Source organism: Allorhizobium sp. DMC15 (genome assembly GCF_056314065.1).
On record NZ_JBQUZB010000001.1, the window covers coordinates 1094843 to 1110791 of the forward strand.

Below are 15949 nucleotides of genomic sequence, written 5' to 3' on the forward strand. Positions count from 1 at the left end.
TGGTGCGCGAGAGGTAGCTTAGACATTGTAGTGATTCGGGAACAAAGATTGAGTTTGGAATGCGCCTCTCCTTCGCAGCCATGCTTACTTTAGCACCAAATGCGATATGGACGGTAGCTATGGCGTCTCATTCGTCGACACTTTTGAGCATTTATCTTCGTCTGCTGCAGGGCGTTTTCTGAGGCAACGTGATGAAGGGGGGCAGGCGGTATCCGCCTTCGACACATCTGCCAATTCGGAAGGTTCTGAATGTCATCTGAGGACGCGATTGTACAAATAACCCATGGCGCGACTTCCAAGCAGTCGTGGAAGGGCTCTTACCGCGAGATTGCGTACGAGACCTGCAACTCCAATATGGCCTATCTGGAAAAAGTACCAGGCAAGTAGAACCTCTTCGGTAAAATATTTCAGCCCTGACTTCCGCGCATAGTTGTCAAGGAGTCTGACTCTTACCAAAATATCGGGCTGGTTCATCAGGTTAGCTCCGGCTTTCATCATCTTTACGAATAAAGCGTAGTCTTGAACCTGATGGAATTTGTTGTATCCACCGCAGGCTTCTACGAGAGATCGTTTGTAAATGCAGGCCCCGTGGTTAATTGGCGAGCGGGTTTTAGAGTATCTCTCCAGATCCGGACTATATAGAGGTAACTTTCTAATTTTAACCAATTCTTGCGAGTTGAATTCTTCAATGAAGCCGCTGCTGAGATCTACATCGGGATTTTCGGTCATGAACCGAATTTGTTTCTCAAAACGATCCGGTAAAGAAACGTCATCTGCATCCATTCGCGCAACATATTCGTTTTTACATCGCCTAAGCCCCTCATTAAGTGCCGGACCCTGGCCTAAGTTATGCGGAAGTCTTACAACGTCCAAAACGGTCGGAAATGCTTCTTTGTGTCGCTCGATAATCAATGCCTTTGAGTGTTGAATAGGTCCATCGACAACTAGGACGACCTGTGTCGGCGTTAGTGTTTGGTCCTTTAGCACACTCGATAATGCCTGATCGAAAAATGCATCATCGTCGTTGGTGTACACACTCATCAGGACAGAGAATGATATGGAATCAGTGTTTGAATTCATCGAGATAGCTGTCTCCCAGGGTTACAACATTCATTCCAGGCATCCTTCCTACGCTTGAGTTTACGGTAAAAATGACCGTATTCCGGAGGCCCGCGAGCCAAATTAATTCAAACGGTGCCGTTTGGTCCAAAATGGTGGCGCCAGGGAAGGCGCGTGCATAGTCTGTTGTCTCCTTGGGGTGTGGCTTGATCAACAAATCGCAGTCGTCGGTGTTTACCATTGACCGATACATCTCGATCTTTCGTATCTCAGTCATTATTCCGAGCTCGCTAAAAGGCTGCGTAACGAGTATGGACTTTGCGGTATTCTTTGAGAGATCGGTTGAATTCTGAAGGAAAACGAGTGAAAGGGCTGTTTTTTCTGAAGGAGTCAAGGCATCGTAATAGGTTTCCAGTAGTAACGGTACGACTTTTTTCATCAAGGCCGTCGGTGATCCTGCTGGATCTTTAAGATATATTTTGGTGAAAATAGTTCCATCCCCCACAAAATGTTGGCCGAACAGGCGCTTTATGAGCGGATAGGGATGGAAATGCGATAAGTTTGCGTAAACGTGTCTGACGTTTCGGTAGTTAATCTCTCCATGTTCTACTGCATTGATTTCCGCCCCGAACAGGCGGGCCAATAACAGGGGGCTAATCTCGTGAAATAGGAATACACGCTTTATACGCCAAGGGTTGAACGGCCGATGTCTCAATAGCGTTGTTAGCACTTTGGTGCCCAGGCTACTGCGCGGTGCAGAGATCATCTTTATGTCGACGCCGCAGTCTGCGATCGCTGAAACGTTCAGGTTCTTGTCGGTATTCAAACCCAAGATCCCGACACTTTCACCGTCGCGGGTCACCAGATATTTTCCAAAGAGAAAGGAGACCAGTAATTCGTAGGAGTTGCGAGCTTCAAAAACTATCATTCTGGAAGTACTTCCTGCCGAGTTTCGCGACAAGGAAATCGACAAGGGCCGCTCCCTCAAGGCGCGCGGCGTTGTCTGATGTATAATCACTGATGAGTGATAGATCGGGGTTCCCTTTGTATTCGTACGATGAGTAGTTCAAATCCCGCTCGTCTCGAGAGATTTCGAAATAGCGATCGTGCTCCTTTGATCGGATCATTTCCTCTCGCGATATCAAGGTTTCGTAAACCTTTTCTCCATGGCGCGTGCCGATCTCAGTGTAGTTGAAAGGGATGCCGAGTATCTTCGCCAAGGCTTGAGCGAGTTCGTAAACGGTTGAAGCTGGTTGCTTTTGGACGAAGATGTCCCCGGGACGACCGTGCAAAAATGCATAATCAACCAAGTCGACAGAATCTTCCAATGACATTAAAAAACGCGTCATTCGTGGATCTGTGATCGTAACCGATTTGCCGCTGCGCATTTGGTTGAGAAAAAGAGGGATCACCGAACCGCGCGAGGCCATCACATTGCCATAGCGAGTGGCGCAAAACACTGTTTTCCTGCTAATGTAAGATTTCGCTACCATAGCTTTTTCCATCAGCGCTTTGCTCATTCCCATTGCATTGATGGGGTATACTGCTTTATCGGTACTTAGTACTACGCAACGTTCCACTGAGTGATCGATGCAAGACTGCATTACGTTTTCAGCGCCCAGTATGTTTGTCTTGATGGCTTCCAACGGATGAAATTCGCATGTTGGCACCTGCTTCAGAGCTGCGGCATGGAAGACGTATCTGACACCGGGCATCCCGCGACTCACAGCATCTGCATCTCGGACGTCGCCAATAATAAATTTCAGCCGCGGGTCCGGATACAGGAAACGGAGTTCCTCCTGCTTTTTTTCGTCTCTACTAAATATGCGAATTTCACCGGCTTTGGTTGAAAGCAGGCGCTTCACGATCACGTTTCCGAATGATCCGGTACCGCCGGTGATCATGAAACAGTCTTCTGGGCTATAATCCATCATCTCATTCCGTTTTGTATTCTCTTGCTGTTCAGCGGCGCGCGCCAGGGACGAAAGAGCAATGTAGGTCAAGTCATGCGTTGCGGATTCAGGCTGGTTCGCAGATCCCCTGCCATCAATAGCTCTCCTCATCGGCAGCTATGTGGTGAGTGTAGATCTTTGTTTCGGAATAGGTCGCGGTACCCTCAATGCCAACATTCTCTCTGGCGGGGCGATGCATGAGAGGCTGTGACATGTGAGCGAGGCTCGTTCGGAATTGCTCTTTAAAGCCAGACTTGATACGTACTTCGGTAACTCGGCCTTTTCGCATCAGAACTCTTTCGAACATCAAGCCTGAGAAACTGTCTCCTTGAGAGCCCGTTAATCCGGAGGGGGCGCATCTTCGATACATATCATATAAGCCGAATTCAGACAGCAAATTCACTTGTCCTAGCTTGGATTTCTCGAGCCCGCTCTGTCATCCTTCTCTTATGATAGGCTTGAGGCCGAAGGTATGTCTAATCTTGTTGATGATTTTTAACTGTTGTTCGTCATTCAACTCTGTCCGGAAACTCTGGCGTATCAGCAGGGTTAGGGCCGTGGCCATGGTTGCCACTACCATCGCGGTGATAATGAGAATTGCGTCACTAAGGAAACGCGCACCAGTGGCAGGGTTGACTCCCTGAACCACATCGGCCGCGGAAACGGAGCCAGACAAATCTTCATAAAGCTGTGTCAGCTCGTAGTATCGCTTGGCGAGAGAGCTGGAAACTCTTTTCAGGTCAAAGTTGACGTCGGATTCTGGCCGCCCTGAGGGTTTTTCCGCTTCATCAGCCGTGTCAGAATTTTGCTCTGGCAGTACTATAACCGCACTTATATCGGATATCTCTGTTTTCAACGCGTTTATTCGTGCTTTAATTGCTTCTCTCTTTTCTCCTTTGGGGATGGAGTCATTTATAAACGATTTTATTATGCTTTCGAGAAGAGCCTGGGAACCATCCGGAGTTTTGTAGGTCAGGCTGACTCGATACAAACTGCGACCAATATTAGGTGCTCGCCCGACCGACATCACCTTCAAGTCTCTTTTGGTTACCTGATGTATCGCGTCTTCTATCGAGCCATCAAATTGATCTTGCAATCCGCTGTTAATGATAGCGGTTTCTATGACGTTTTCATCTCTGAGCCTCGGCACATCGGTTACCATGATTCTGATGACCGCCTCGGAAACATAGACAGGTGAGGAAAATAACTTGAGGCATGCGGCAGTTAGCAGCGCGGCAATTATTGGAGCAGCGACGAGCCATCTCCAATTTGTTACGAGAAAAGTAACAAAATCAAGCTTATCAGGCTCGTTATACTCTCGATTGCCGTTTGACATGTCCTATCCTTTTCAGAAATTGATAGGCGGTTGTGCGATCGATATGATTCTGTCCAATACGAAATCGCCGGTGCAGATATCCCATCATTTAAACGGAGGGTTTGTTGCGGTTTTGTTCATTTCCGCTCTCCAGTCAAGTGCGAGGCAGGTCGCGTCAATATCTACTTGAAGATTGTCGGTAAGCCTCGAAACGAGCTTATCGTGGCCGAGAGCGCTGCCGAGAAAGTGGAGCGCTGAGAGTGGAACCGGCAAGCTCCAAATGCGGCGTCCCGCCTCAAGCGCCAGCTGCGCCACAAGTTCATGGGTCGAGACATCCAGGCCGTCGCTTACCAAAAGCACCTGGTTCGCGGCCCTTGGATGATCCAGCACCGTGATCAGAAGATCACACAAATTCGCCACATGCACAAAGGAACGTTTGTTCTTTACAGCCCCAAAGACCGAGGGCAGTCCGCTCGCCGCCCATTTCATCAAGCTGCGAAAGTTACCTTTGACGCCCGGGCCGTACACAAGGGGAGGGCGGATGATCGTAATCTCCATGCCGGTTTGACGACCCAAGGCCAATAGCGCCGCTTCCGCCTCCGCCTTCGAAATGCCGTATGGGTCCTGCGGGTTCGGCGGGTCGTTAGCCGTGAAGGGCTTGCCTGGCTCGGTGCGCTCACCATTCACCTTGATGGAACTGACGAAGATGAAGCGGCGGACGCCGGCCTCCGCGGCTTGGCGTGCCAGATTGACCGTGGCAGTGACATTGGCCTCTCGAAACAGCGAAAGCGGGTCAGATGCAGTTTCCCGCATGACATGAACGCGCGCAGCAAGATGGACCACAGTGTCGATCCCTTCGAGGCAGGCGCTCCAATCCATCTCAGGACCGTAGGTTGGCACCGTAACCAGCCCCGGCACCGTCCCGCGCGTGACGCCACGAACCGGCAGACCCCGCTGAGCCATCTCCTTCATGAGGTGCGAGCCGACAAATCCTGAGGCGCCGGTTACCAAGGTCATTCCCATTATGTCTGCTCCACTTTGTTTTCACGTCCTCAAAGCATACGCTGACGAGTTGCTTCTTACGGCGAGGTTGGCAAAGGGGGCGGGGTTCAGTGTTGAACACCGGATCCACCGACGACCTTCATCGCCGTCATCACGAGAATGCGCAGATCGAACAGAAAACTTCTTCGCTTCAGATATTCCGCATCGAGTGCCACCTTGTCCGGGATCGCCAGTTCGTCGCGACCATTGACCTGTGCCCATCCCGTCAATCCTGGCGGCAGCTTATGTACATTCACAGCCGTACGCGCAGCCACGAGATCGTCCTGGTTGAACAGGGCTGGCCGCGGCCCGACAAGGCTCATGTCGCCCTTTAAGATGCACCACAATTGCGGCAACTCGTCGAGGCTGGATTTCCGCAGAAAGCTGCCAATCGGCGTGAGGTGTTTTGCCGGGTCCGTGAGAAGGTGGGTCGCTACAACGGGTGTATCGATCCGCATCGTCCGGAATTTCGGCATCGAGAACAGGTGATTGTCACGGCCAACGCGCTTGGACCAGTAGAGAGCTGGTCCCTTCGAGGTCAGGCGCACCGCTAGCGCCACGACGATCATCGGAACTGCCAGAACGATGGCAGCGATGACCGAAACAGCAATATCAAACGCTCTCTTCATAAACATGCGCACCGGTCCGGCATTCAGATTTCCATATGCCTCTGGGCAATAGGGCAATTGGCTTCGCATCGCTAGCCCTAACGCATATGAGGTCTGCCCTGGCTCGGACGTTTCAGTTTGGGTTCAAGATGTCTCATCACGCGCCCGCCCAAGCCGCCAAAATGGTCGTGTCGGTGCCGGAGGTTACGGTGCTCCGGGGGCGCGTTTTACGTTTCATGTTGGCGCATATCTTTAGACGGTTGGATTTGAGTGGAACCCGTACGGTTCGCGGCCATCTCGCCCGCAGATCAGCTTTCCTTGGAGCTGCGCAAATATACCCCCGGACAGTCGTCACAAACTGTCGTACCAAACTGTCGTAACGGCATCTGAGGTGATCGGGAATTTTTATCGTTTCGGAGGCCTGCAAAATGCGGACAACGACAAGGCCCCCTGAACACTAAACCCCTAAAGCTTCACTTTGACCGGTCGCCAGACGATCGTTTCCGGTGTGCGGTCGTAAGGGCTGTCCATCAGGGTGATCTTGCAATTGTGTTTGTTGCATTCCGTGCAGCGGAATTTCAGTGAAAAGGGGTCTCTGCCGTGGCCATAGAAGGTGGCGAGGTCGCGGGCGAGGAAGCGCGCCTGGCGCTCGCAGTCGCGACAGGTGACGACCACCAGCATGTTGTGGCGGAGTGCTTTTCCGAGAGTGTCCAGTGCCTGCGTCATGTAAGATGATGTGAACATAAAGAGAACATCGTCAAGAGAGAATCCGGCCTTGAGGGCGGACTTTCCTCACTTTCTGGGCCGTTCTCCTCCCGGTTTGCTCTTTGGCAAGCGCTCCTCGGTCGCTGCCGAACCCCACGCAACCGGTCAGCTCAAGTCACGGAAAATTAACCATAAACTCTGCGCGATGTAAGGATAGTGTTAACCCTGATCTCGGTATAACCATTTCGCTTCCATCAGGGTACAGCGTCGAGAAGCGCATCGGTTTCAGTCTCGCGTATCGGGGGAGGGCGTCATCCACGGCGTCCTCCCGTTGCGGGCGAACCGACGGTATCCGGCATGCAGCCGGCCTCTCTCCCATTTGTGATGATTGCCAAAGCGGCACGAAAAAGCCTCCGGCCCATGAATGGACCGGAGGCTTTGAAATGTCGGGCTGAAACGTTCAGTCGGCCGCCAGGAATTCTGCGCAATAGCTCTTGCCGCCGTCCACGCCGGGCCGATCGACCACGGTGCGGATGCCGCGGATGACATAGTCCGGCGAGACGGTCAGCTGCACCTCGCAGCGCAGATACTGCGTGCGCGCCTGGGTCAGAAGCTTGCCCTTCTTGCCATTGCCGAGATCTTCGTAGGTGGCCGGGATCACGCGGGTCTTGTTGCCGCCGCGCCAGGTGTAAAGCGTTGCATTGCCGGCGGCCGTATCGGTGACGGGAGGTCCGAACCGCGCGAAGAAGGCGCCGGCCTGCTGGCCGTTCCAGCGCGCCTCGACCTCGTTCTTGGGAACGCCCGTGGTCGTGCAGCCTGCGGCTGCCAATCCGAAAGCGGCCACCAGGCCCGCCGTCAGCATGTTGCGGAATGTCATTGTCGCTGCCCCTTGCACCCTGAATGTGCGTCTGCCGGCCTTGGTCTGCGGCGCGCTGCCGGTCGCGCGATCCATCCTGCCTTTAGCGAGAAAACGCCGGAGGGGAAATTGTTCCTCAACCCAACGCACTGCAAAATTTCTGCCTGATGCGTCCGCGCAACGAACTGGGGCCGGCCCCCGGAGCGCCGACGCCCCATCCCGGCGGTTTGAGCGGGTTTTGAGGCCGCCCATTCGTCAGCGCCGACATCCCGCCGAGCGAAGTGAGACCGCCGCGCGCACTCGGCAATCCGCGTCACCTGCTACCAAATCCCTGGAAATGCGGGCTTTTCCACTGCCTTCGTGAAAAAATTCGACTTTCTGTCGTGATTTTGTCGCGAGCCTGCTTGTACTCGGAAAAACGCTGGTCTATAGAGGCGCCGCTGGTCACGGAGTGTAGCGCAGTCTGGTAGCGCACCACGTTCGGGACGTGGGGGTCGAGTGTTCGAATCACTCCACTCCGACCAGCTTGAAAACCCCGCTTCGGCGGGGTTTTTTCGTTCTTGCGCTGGGTGCGGAACGTCCGGTTCCCCGATCTGTACCTTTCCTCCGGCCGTTCAAGGCTGCGGGCGTCCGCGCGCCTGTGCAGGGCAAACTGGTAAATCCCACTTATAGTTGTAGTAAATAACAAAGCGAAATGCTCGTCCACCTTGGGTTTTGTCGGGGCAAGCTGTTGCACCTGCGGTTATTTAAGAATAACCTACATTTCCGGGCGTTTGTTCCGGTATATCGATAGATGAGAATTCGATCTACTATCGGTTGAAGAATCTGCTAAGCTGACAACATGATTCCAGGCACCAGACGGCGGCGGCACCGCCAGGAAAAGGTAACGCTTTCGGATGTCGCCCAGGCCGCTGGCGTGAGCGCGATCACCGTGTCGCGTGCGTTGCGAGAGCCTGAAAAGGTATCGCCTGCCTTGCGGGAGACGATCTTGCGGGTCGTCGAGCAGATGGGCTATGTGCCGGACATGGCCGCGCGCGCGCTGGCCAGCAAGGACAGCGGCCTGATCGGGGTTCTGACACCGGGTCTGACCAGCTATGCCTTCATCGCCGTGATGCGGGGCATCGAAGACAGGGTGCGCTCCACCGATCTGCGGATCCAGTATGCCAATCCCGGCGATGGCCGGGAGGATGACGCGCGCAAGCTCCGTTTTTTCTACTCCCAGAACCCAGCCGGCATTATTCACGTCGGCCTCCAGCATGATCCGGCGCTTGATGAACTCCTGCGGCGTGCGCCCTGTCCTGTGGTGGAGATTATGGATGTCAGCCACACGCCGGCGGAAATGGCTGTCGGTATCGATCACAGGCAGGCGGCGGAAGCGGCGACCCGCCACCTGCTCGAACAGGGTTACAGGCGCATCGCCATGTTGGGCGCCCGCTGGGACACGCGGGCGCAGCGCCGTCTGGATGGATTTAAGGCGGTTCTGGAGGCGGAAGGGCTCTTCGATCCCGATCTCGTCCTGTCGATCGACAGCTACACCAGCGTCGGTCTTGGCGCCCATCTGCTCGACCGGCTGCTGACAGCGTTCCCACAGGCCGATGCCGCCTTCTGCCACAGCGACGACCTCGCGCTTGGCGCCCTGTTCGAATGCCAGCGGCGCGGACGCCGCGTGCCCACCGAATTCGGCATTTGCGGTTTCAACGATTTCGATTATGCGGGCGTGGCCTATCCGTCGCTGACGTCGGTCCGCCTGCCGCGCTACGAAATCGGCTATCGTGCCGCCGATCTCTTGATCCGAGCCACCGGCGACGGCCGCCAGCCGGCAACGGTGATCGATCTCGGCTTCCAGCTCATCCCGCGCCAGTCCACCGCGCGCACGACACCACAGCCGCCGATGTGCTGATCGGCGGTGTAGCGGGAGCGGGCGGTTTGTCGCGGATCCAGGCCCCGAAGGGCCTCAGGCCGCGCGGCCCACGGCACGGTGCTGCTCGCTCCATCCGCCGGATTGGTGCTGCTGTTTGCCGAGATTGAACTGGCCGATCATGCCGCGCAGTTTCATCGCCTCGCTGGCGAGCGTGGATGCAGCCGCGCTGCTCTCTTCGACCATGGCGGCGTTCTGCTGCGTTGTCTGGTCCATCCCGTTGACGGCGACATTGACCTCTGCGAGGCCCGTCGATTGCTCGCGGGCTGCCGTGGAGATCGCAACCACGTGGTCGTTGATGTCGACGATCAGCTTGGAAATGGTGCGCAGCGCCCCGCCGGTGTCGCTCACCAGTTTCACCCCGGTCGAAACCTCGGTTGCGGAATTGTGGATCAAGTCCTTGATCTCCTTTGCCGCCTTGGCCGAGCGCTGGGCGAGTTCCCGCACTTCCTGGGCCACAACCGCAAAGCCGCGGCCGGCTTCACCGGCGCGCGCGGCCTCTACCCCGGCATTCAGCGCCAGAAGATTTGTCTGGAAGGCGATCTCGTCGATCACGCCGATGATGTTGGAGATCTTGGAGGAGGACTCTTCGATCCGGCTCATCGCATCCACGGCCTGCGCCACCACATCGCCGGATGTTTCCGCATTGGCCTTGGCATTGCCGGCCACGTCGCGGGCCTCCTGGGCGCGCTGCGCCGAAGCGGTCACGTTGGAGGTAATCTCTTCCAGCGCTGCCGCCGTTTCCTCGAGGCTGGCGGCCTGGGCCTCGGTCCGTTTCGACAAGTCCCCCACGCCCTGGCCGATTTCGCGGGTTCCCTGGCCGATCACCTCGACGCTCGTGAAAATCTCCTTGAAGGTATCGCAGAGCTGCGAGACCGAGCGGTTGAGGTCATGGCGCAGGAATTCGAATTCCGGTGCGAAAGGTTCTGTGAGCTGAAAACCGAAATCGCCGGAGCAAAGCCGCTTCAGAGCCTCGCCCAGTGCGCCCACCGTCTTCACCCGTTCGGTGACATCGGTGGCGAACTTCACGATCTTGACCACCTTGCCGTGAATGTCGAGGATCGGATTGTAGGAGGCGGAGATGATCACCTCGCGGCCGTCCTTGGTCCTGCGCTTGAACTCGGCAGCCTGGTATCGCCCTTCGCGCAGCGCCGTCCAGAACGCCTTGTAGTCCTCGGAAGCCTTGTGCTCCTTGTCGACGAAGGTGCTGTGGTGCAGTCCGACGATCTCGTTCAGGCTATAGCCCATCAGCTTCAGGAAATTGTCGTTCGCGGTCATCACGCGACCGTCGACGGTGAACTCGATGATCGCCTGCGAACGGCTGATGGCCGCGATCTGTGCTGCATAATCGAGATTGAGCAATCGCGCCTTGGCGTCCGCCCATTCCACCACGAAGCCAACCGTCTTGGCCCCTTCCTTCAGCGGCGTCACCAGAAGGTCGAACACGCGCGTACCGACGGTGATGGTCGCGCTATGCCGTTGCTTGAGCGTCGCCAGCATGTTGCGTTGATGCGACGGGTTCTTGTGAAAGACGTCGATATTGCTGCCGATCAGCGTGGCGACGCTGAATTTCGGCAGTTCTTTCTTCAGGTCGGCTTCCGCCTCCTTGAGCAGGTCAATCACGGCCGGGTTCATGTACGTGATGTTCAGCTTCGCATCTGCGACCATCACATTCGCCTGTAATGCTTCCAACGCCAGCGTTTTGGCGGTGGTCTTCGCGTTCATGAACGAGGCAATTCCCATGTTCCATCCTATTCGACTGGCCGGACGCAGATGAAGTTCGTCGCCGGCGGTTACGTTAGAATTGAGGAAAATATCGACAGGAAATAAAGAATATCCTAATACGACGCTATTTTGTATATCTTTGGCGCCTCGGTCAGGCGCGCAGCCGCAATGATCCGCAGGGTGTTGCGGGCGATTGATCCTCGGCAGGACGGATCAGCGATTGTTTTGCAGAAAGTGCCGGAAGGCGTCAAAATGCGGCAGGTAGAGCACGTCGGCTGGGGGCTTGAGGGCGCCATAGGCCACTCCGCCCGTCACCAGAAGAACATCCTTCGCAAGCAGGCCACGCAATATGCGCAGGGTCGTTTCCAGCCGCGCCGGTTTGCCGTTGACAGCACTCACGCAAACGCATCGGGCTCCACGGGCCGCTGCCGCCGCTGCAACCTCTTCCGGAGGCATGTTGGATCCGAGACACAGGCTGTTCCAGCCATGCAGGCGGGCCACAAGGGCTGCCCCGAGCGCACCGATATCGTGCTCCTCGCCGCTCAGCGTCGCCGTAATCATGCGGGGTGCATCGTCTGGCGCGACAGGACAGTCGTCGAGAAGGGTCCCGAGGATCCGTTTTATCTTGGCAGTTGCCAGATGTTCAGCGGCGATAGAGAGAGTGCCGTCCGACCAGAGGCTTCCAATCTCCCGCAACAAGGGGAGGATGGTAGCCTCAAGAAACATCTCCGGCCCCTCAGCCTGCAAGCGTGTCAGCAGCGTGCTGCGAAAGTCTTCGCCGTTCATGGTCCGGATCGCGGCAATCAGCGGCGCGTTGCGCCCGCGCGCGATCTCCGCCATTTCAATCCGTTGGAGATCATCGAGAGACAGCCCTATCAGCGTGCCGATCCGATGTCCCGCATCGCTGCAGACCTTGAGGAGCCGCAGCCGTTCCGCCTGTTCGGCGGTGTAGAATCGCCGCCCTGTTTCGCTGCGCTGTATGGGCTCCAGACCGTAACGGCGTTCCCAGGCATGGAGAACGAGCTTGCTGACGCCGCTGACGCAAAGCACCTCAGCGAGGCTCAACAGCGTCTGGCCATCATTCTCCCCGCACGGCTTCACATTCATCCTGTCGCAAGCCTCCTTCCATTTGTGTATTAGAATACCGAAAAAAACTTGCACGGAAGTGTATCGGCTATTCTTGATATCTATCAAGAAAAAATGGCCCGCCGAAGGGCGGGCCAGGATCTGGGGTCGTGCTTGAGGCCGACAGCTCAGCCGTCGATATCGTCAAGCAGCTGACGGGCTGCGGTCGTGGTGACCCGGCGGGTCTCGACCTCGTCGCGGCGGCTCGCAAGCAGTTCGGTGGCAAGCAGTTGTTCGGCGAGATCTGCCGGCAGCGACAGGATGACCCGGCCCTCATGGGCGTTCAGCCCGCCGAGATCCGTGCGCTTTGCCGTGATCATGCCGCCGGCAACGGTGTTGTTCGTGTCCGGGTCGATCAGGATGAAGGCGCCGGTGCCGCGGTTCTGCTCATAGGGGTCGAAGATCGCGGTCTCGTCGAAGGAGAGATGCACTTTGCCGATGGCGTTCATCTGCAGCATCTCGGCCGATTGCCACTTGCCGGACTTGAGATCCAGCTGCTGCACCGGCTGCACCTGCACGCGCTGGCGGCGCGAACCGGCCTTCAGCCAGTAACGCTTGCCGGGCACGATGCCATCCGGCTGCAGGGCGACGATTTGCGCATCGAAGGCAAGGCCGGTCTGCGGCTGCGCATCGAGCGAAACGATCATGTCGCCGCGTGCCACGTCCACCTGACGGTCGAGAACCAGCGTGATCGCGTCGCCGGCAACGGCTGCGTTGCGCACGAGGTCGAAGGTGACGATCTGCTTGACATTGGCGACCTGGCCGGAAGGCAGGATCGCGACGCTGTCGCCGGGCTTTACCGCACCGCCGGCGACCGTGCCCTGATAGCCGCGAAAACTTTCGCCCGGACGCGAGACGCGCTGCACGGGCAGGCGGAAACCGGTCGACTGGCCGGAGCGCAGGGTGGCGAGTTCGAGCGTCTCGACCAGCGTCGGGCCTTCATACCACGGGATCACCGCCTTGCCGGAATAGACGACGTTTTCACCCTTCAGCGCCGACATTGGGATCGCGGTCACCTGGCGCACGCCGAGCGACAGCGCCAGTGCCTTGAACTCGGTGCTGATCTGGTCGAACACGGCCTTGTCGTAGGAAACGAGGTCGAACTTGTTCACAGCGAGCACGAACTGCTTGATGCCCATCAGTGAGGCGATGGTCGCATGGCGACGGGTCTGCTCAAGCAGGCCGGCGCGGGCATCGACCAGCAGAATCGCAAGATCCGCCGTGGAGGCGCCGGTTGCCATGTTGCGGGTATACTGCTCGTGGCCGGGGGTGTCGGCCACGATGAAGGAGCGGCGGTCGGTGGCGAAATAGCGATAGGCGACATCGATCGTGATGCCCTGTTCGCGCTCCGCCTGCAGGCCGTCGAGCAGCAGGGCGAAATCCGGGAGGCCGAGATCATTCTGCTGGCCGCTATCACGGCGCAGGGTCGCGGCCTGGTCTTCCTTGACGGCCTTGGTGTCCCAGAGCAGGCGGCCGATCAGCGTCGACTTGCCGTCGTCGACGGAGCCGCAGGTGATCAGACGCAGCGGACGCGCGTCGCGGATGACAGGTGCGGCTTCGGTGTGAGGTGCCTCTGCGGCAAGGGCGGTATTGGCGACAGCGGTCATCTCAGAAATATCCTTCGCGCTTCTTCTTTTCCATCGATCCGGCCTGGTCGCGGTCGATGGCGCGGCCCTGACGTTCGGAGACGGTGGCGATTTCGAGTTCGGCGATCACCTCGTCGAGCGTGGTCGCATGGGAGCGGATGCCGCCGGTCAGCGGCCAGCAGCCCAGGGTGCGGAAGCGCAGCATGCCTTCCTGGATCTGTTCGCCGGGCAAGGCCTCGAAGCGCGGGTCTTCGGCCCACATCAGCATGCCGTCGCGCTCCACATATTTCTGCTTCTTCGCATAATAGAGCGGCGGCAGCTCGATGTTTTCGGCCTGGATGTAGCGCCAGATGTCGACTTCGGTCCAGTTCGACAGCGGGAAGGCGCGCACGCTCTCGCCGCGGCGGATCATGCCGTTATAGATGTTCCAAAGTTCCGGGCGCTGGTTGCGCGGATCCCATTTGTGGTCAGGCGTGCGGAAGGAATAGATGCGCTCCTTGGCGCGGCTTGCTTCCTCGTCGCGGCGCGCGCCGCCAAAGGCCGCGTCATACTTGCCGGCATCGAGTGCCTGGCGCAGCGCTTCCGTCTTCATCACATCGGTATGATAGGCCGAGCCATGGGTGAAGGGGCCAATGCCCTCTTCCTTGCCGCGCGGATTGGTGTGCACGATCAGGTCAAGATCGAACTTTTCCGCCGTCGCGTCACGGAAGGCGATCATCTCGGGGAATTTCCAGCCGGTGTCGATGTGCAGCAGCGGGAAGGGCACGCGGCCGGGGAAGAAGGCCTTGCGCGCCAGATGCAGAAGAACGGACGAATCCTTGCCGATCGAATAGAGCATGACCGGCTTTTCGAACTCGGCAGCCACTTCGCGGAAGATATAGATGGCTTCGTTCTCGAGCGCCTTCAGATGCGGGTCGAGCGGCGGCTTGGTCACGGGATCCTTGGAATGCGGATCGAATTCGGATGTGTGTACGTGCATGGTCTTCTTTTCTTTCGTTGGGCTTGTCGCCCCGACGTCTATCAATGAGATCTGCCCCTCATCCCCCTGCCGGGACCTTCTCCCCGCAGGCGGGGAGAAGGCGGTTTGCCGCCGAGGGTGCCGCACGTGTCTTCTCCCCGCTCGCGGGGAGAAGGTGGCGGCAGCCGGATGAGGGGCAGCTACCTAAGCGAAATCAGTTCAAGCTGGCGTCGGGATCGCAGACGACGCAGCCTCCGGAACATGCAGGCCGCATTCGCGCTTCTCGTCATTCTCCCACCACCAGCGACCCGCGCGCTCCGGCTCACCCGGCTTGATGGCGCGCGTGCAGGGCTCGCAGCCGATCGACGGGTAACCGCGCTTGTGCAGAGGATTGGTCGGAACGCTTTCGGCCTCGACATAGGCGTTGATGTCCTCGATCGACCAGTCAGCCAGCGGGTTCACCTTGATCAGGTCCCGTTCGGCGTCGTATTCGGCAAAGGGCGTGGCCGCACGGTTGCCAGACTGGGAGCGGCGCAAGCCCGTGATCCAGAAGCGGGCGCCGGCAAGCGCCTCGGCGAGTGGAACCAGCTTGCGCACATGACAGCAGGCATGGCGGGCTTCGACGCTTTCATAAAAGCCGTTCAAACCATACTTCGCCGCATAGGCGTCGATATCGTCCTGGCGCGGATGAAAGCGCTTGATCGTCATGCCGAAGCGCTCTTCGGTTTCGGCGATGAGATCGACTGTTTCCTTAAACAGACGACCGGTTTCAAGCGTCGACACCTCGACCGGCAACTGGCCAAGACCGATCGCTGCGGTAATCACCTGGTCCTCGATGCCGAGCGAGGTGGTAAAGACGGCGCGGCCGTCGAGCCCGGCGACCATGCGCAGGCGTTCCTCAAGGCTGAGCGAGGCAAGCTGGCTGTCGAGGGAGATGGCAAATTCTGCGGCACTGGATGAAGGCATCACGATAATCCTGCTGACTGTTCCGGATTATCGCCGCGAACGCAGCCTCAGGACAGGAATCGCCTTTCAACTGGGCGGATTAGGAGAGCAAATCTCTCTACGCGAACACGCATATGCGCGATATCGTCCCGTCGA

At 57.5% G+C, this 15949-nt stretch carries 14 protein-coding genes and 1 tRNA gene; 2 read left to right on the forward strand and 13 right to left on the reverse strand.

Features of this window, described 5'->3' with window-relative positions; translation table 11 throughout:
* Nucleotides 1-252 precede the first annotated feature (252 nt).
* The 8 genes from ACT53S_RS05310 to ACT53S_RS05345 form a co-directional block, all read right to left on the reverse strand.
* Nucleotides 253-1080, reverse strand: a complete 828-nt coding sequence (locus tag ACT53S_RS05310; RefSeq protein ID WP_476066185.1) for a glycosyltransferase — start codon at nt 1078-1080, stop codon at nt 253-255.
* Nucleotides 1064-1987 carry a glycosyltransferase family 52 gene (locus ACT53S_RS05315; RefSeq protein ID WP_476066186.1) on the reverse strand — a complete coding sequence of 308 codons (924 nt, stop codon included), beginning with the start codon at nt 1985-1987 and terminating at the stop codon, nt 1064-1066. Before ACT53S_RS05315 ends, ACT53S_RS05310 begins: the two co-directional genes overlap by 17 nt.
* A complete protein-coding gene (locus ACT53S_RS05320) occupies nt 1974-3062 on the reverse strand; it encodes a polysaccharide biosynthesis protein (RefSeq protein ID WP_476066187.1) in 1089 nt (362 codons plus the stop codon). The genes ACT53S_RS05315 and ACT53S_RS05320 overlap by 14 nt, the downstream gene beginning before the upstream one ends.
* Before the next feature lie 385 nt (nt 3063-3447).
* A complete protein-coding gene (locus ACT53S_RS05325; RefSeq protein ID WP_476066188.1) occupies nt 3448-4347 on the reverse strand; it encodes a hypothetical protein in 900 nt (299 codons plus the stop codon).
* 84 nt (nt 4348-4431) lie between these two features.
* A complete protein-coding gene (locus tag ACT53S_RS05330; protein WP_476066189.1) occupies nt 4432-5349 on the reverse strand; it encodes an NAD-dependent epimerase/dehydratase family protein in 918 nt (305 codons plus the stop codon).
* A gap of 86 nt (nt 5350-5435) precedes the next feature.
* The gene (locus ACT53S_RS05335) at nt 5436-6002 is read right to left on the reverse strand and encodes a sugar transferase (protein WP_476066190.1); all 567 of its coding nucleotides are present in this window, start codon (nt 6000-6002) and stop codon (nt 5436-5438) included.
* Nucleotides 6003-6440: 438 nt separating this feature from the next.
* Entirely contained in the window at nt 6441-6719 is a 279-nt protein-coding gene (locus ACT53S_RS05340; protein ID WP_476066191.1) for a hypothetical protein, read from the reverse strand.
* Nucleotides 6720-7140: 421 nt separating this feature from the next.
* The gene (locus tag ACT53S_RS05345) at nt 7141-7557 is read right to left on the reverse strand and encodes a hypothetical protein (RefSeq protein WP_142070216.1); all 417 of its coding nucleotides are present in this window, start codon (nt 7555-7557) and stop codon (nt 7141-7143) included.
* 426 nt (nt 7558-7983) lie between these two features.
* Between ACT53S_RS05345 and ACT53S_RS05350 the strand changes: the two genes are divergently transcribed.
* Nucleotides 7984-8060, forward strand: a tRNA-Pro gene (locus ACT53S_RS05350).
* Nucleotides 8061-8377: 317 nt separating this feature from the next.
* The gene (locus ACT53S_RS05355) at nt 8378-9436 is read left to right on the forward strand and encodes a LacI family DNA-binding transcriptional regulator (RefSeq protein ID WP_476066192.1); all 1059 of its coding nucleotides are present in this window, start codon (nt 8378-8380) and stop codon (nt 9434-9436) included.
* A 54-nt stretch (nt 9437-9490) separates the two neighbouring features.
* Here the strand turns inward: ACT53S_RS05355 and ACT53S_RS05360 are convergent, their stop codons facing one another.
* The 5 genes from ACT53S_RS05360 to ACT53S_RS05380 form a co-directional block, all read right to left on the reverse strand.
* Nucleotides 9491-11197, reverse strand: a complete 1707-nt coding sequence (locus ACT53S_RS05360) for a methyl-accepting chemotaxis protein (RefSeq protein WP_476066193.1) — start codon at nt 11195-11197, stop codon at nt 9491-9493.
* Nucleotides 11198-11392: 195 nt separating this feature from the next.
* On the reverse strand, nt 11393-12286 hold the full coding sequence (locus ACT53S_RS05365; RefSeq protein WP_476066194.1) for a MerR family transcriptional regulator: 894 nt from the start codon (nt 12284-12286) through the stop codon (nt 11393-11395).
* Between the two features lie 146 nt (nt 12287-12432).
* Nucleotides 12433-13911 (reverse strand): sulfate adenylyltransferase subunit CysN, encoded by a 1479-nt coding sequence (gene cysN, locus ACT53S_RS05370; protein WP_113375596.1) that lies wholly within the window; start codon nt 13909-13911, stop codon nt 12433-12435.
* A 1-nt stretch (nt 13912) separates the two neighbouring features.
* A complete protein-coding gene (gene cysD, locus ACT53S_RS05375) occupies nt 13913-14869 on the reverse strand; it encodes a sulfate adenylyltransferase subunit CysD (protein ID WP_113375595.1) in 957 nt (318 codons plus the stop codon).
* Between the two features lie 198 nt (nt 14870-15067).
* Nucleotides 15068-15814: a phosphoadenylyl-sulfate reductase gene (locus ACT53S_RS05380; protein WP_162750446.1), complete on the reverse strand. Its 747-nt coding sequence runs from the start codon at nt 15812-15814 to the stop codon at nt 15068-15070.
* Nucleotides 15815-15949 lie beyond the last annotated feature (135 nt).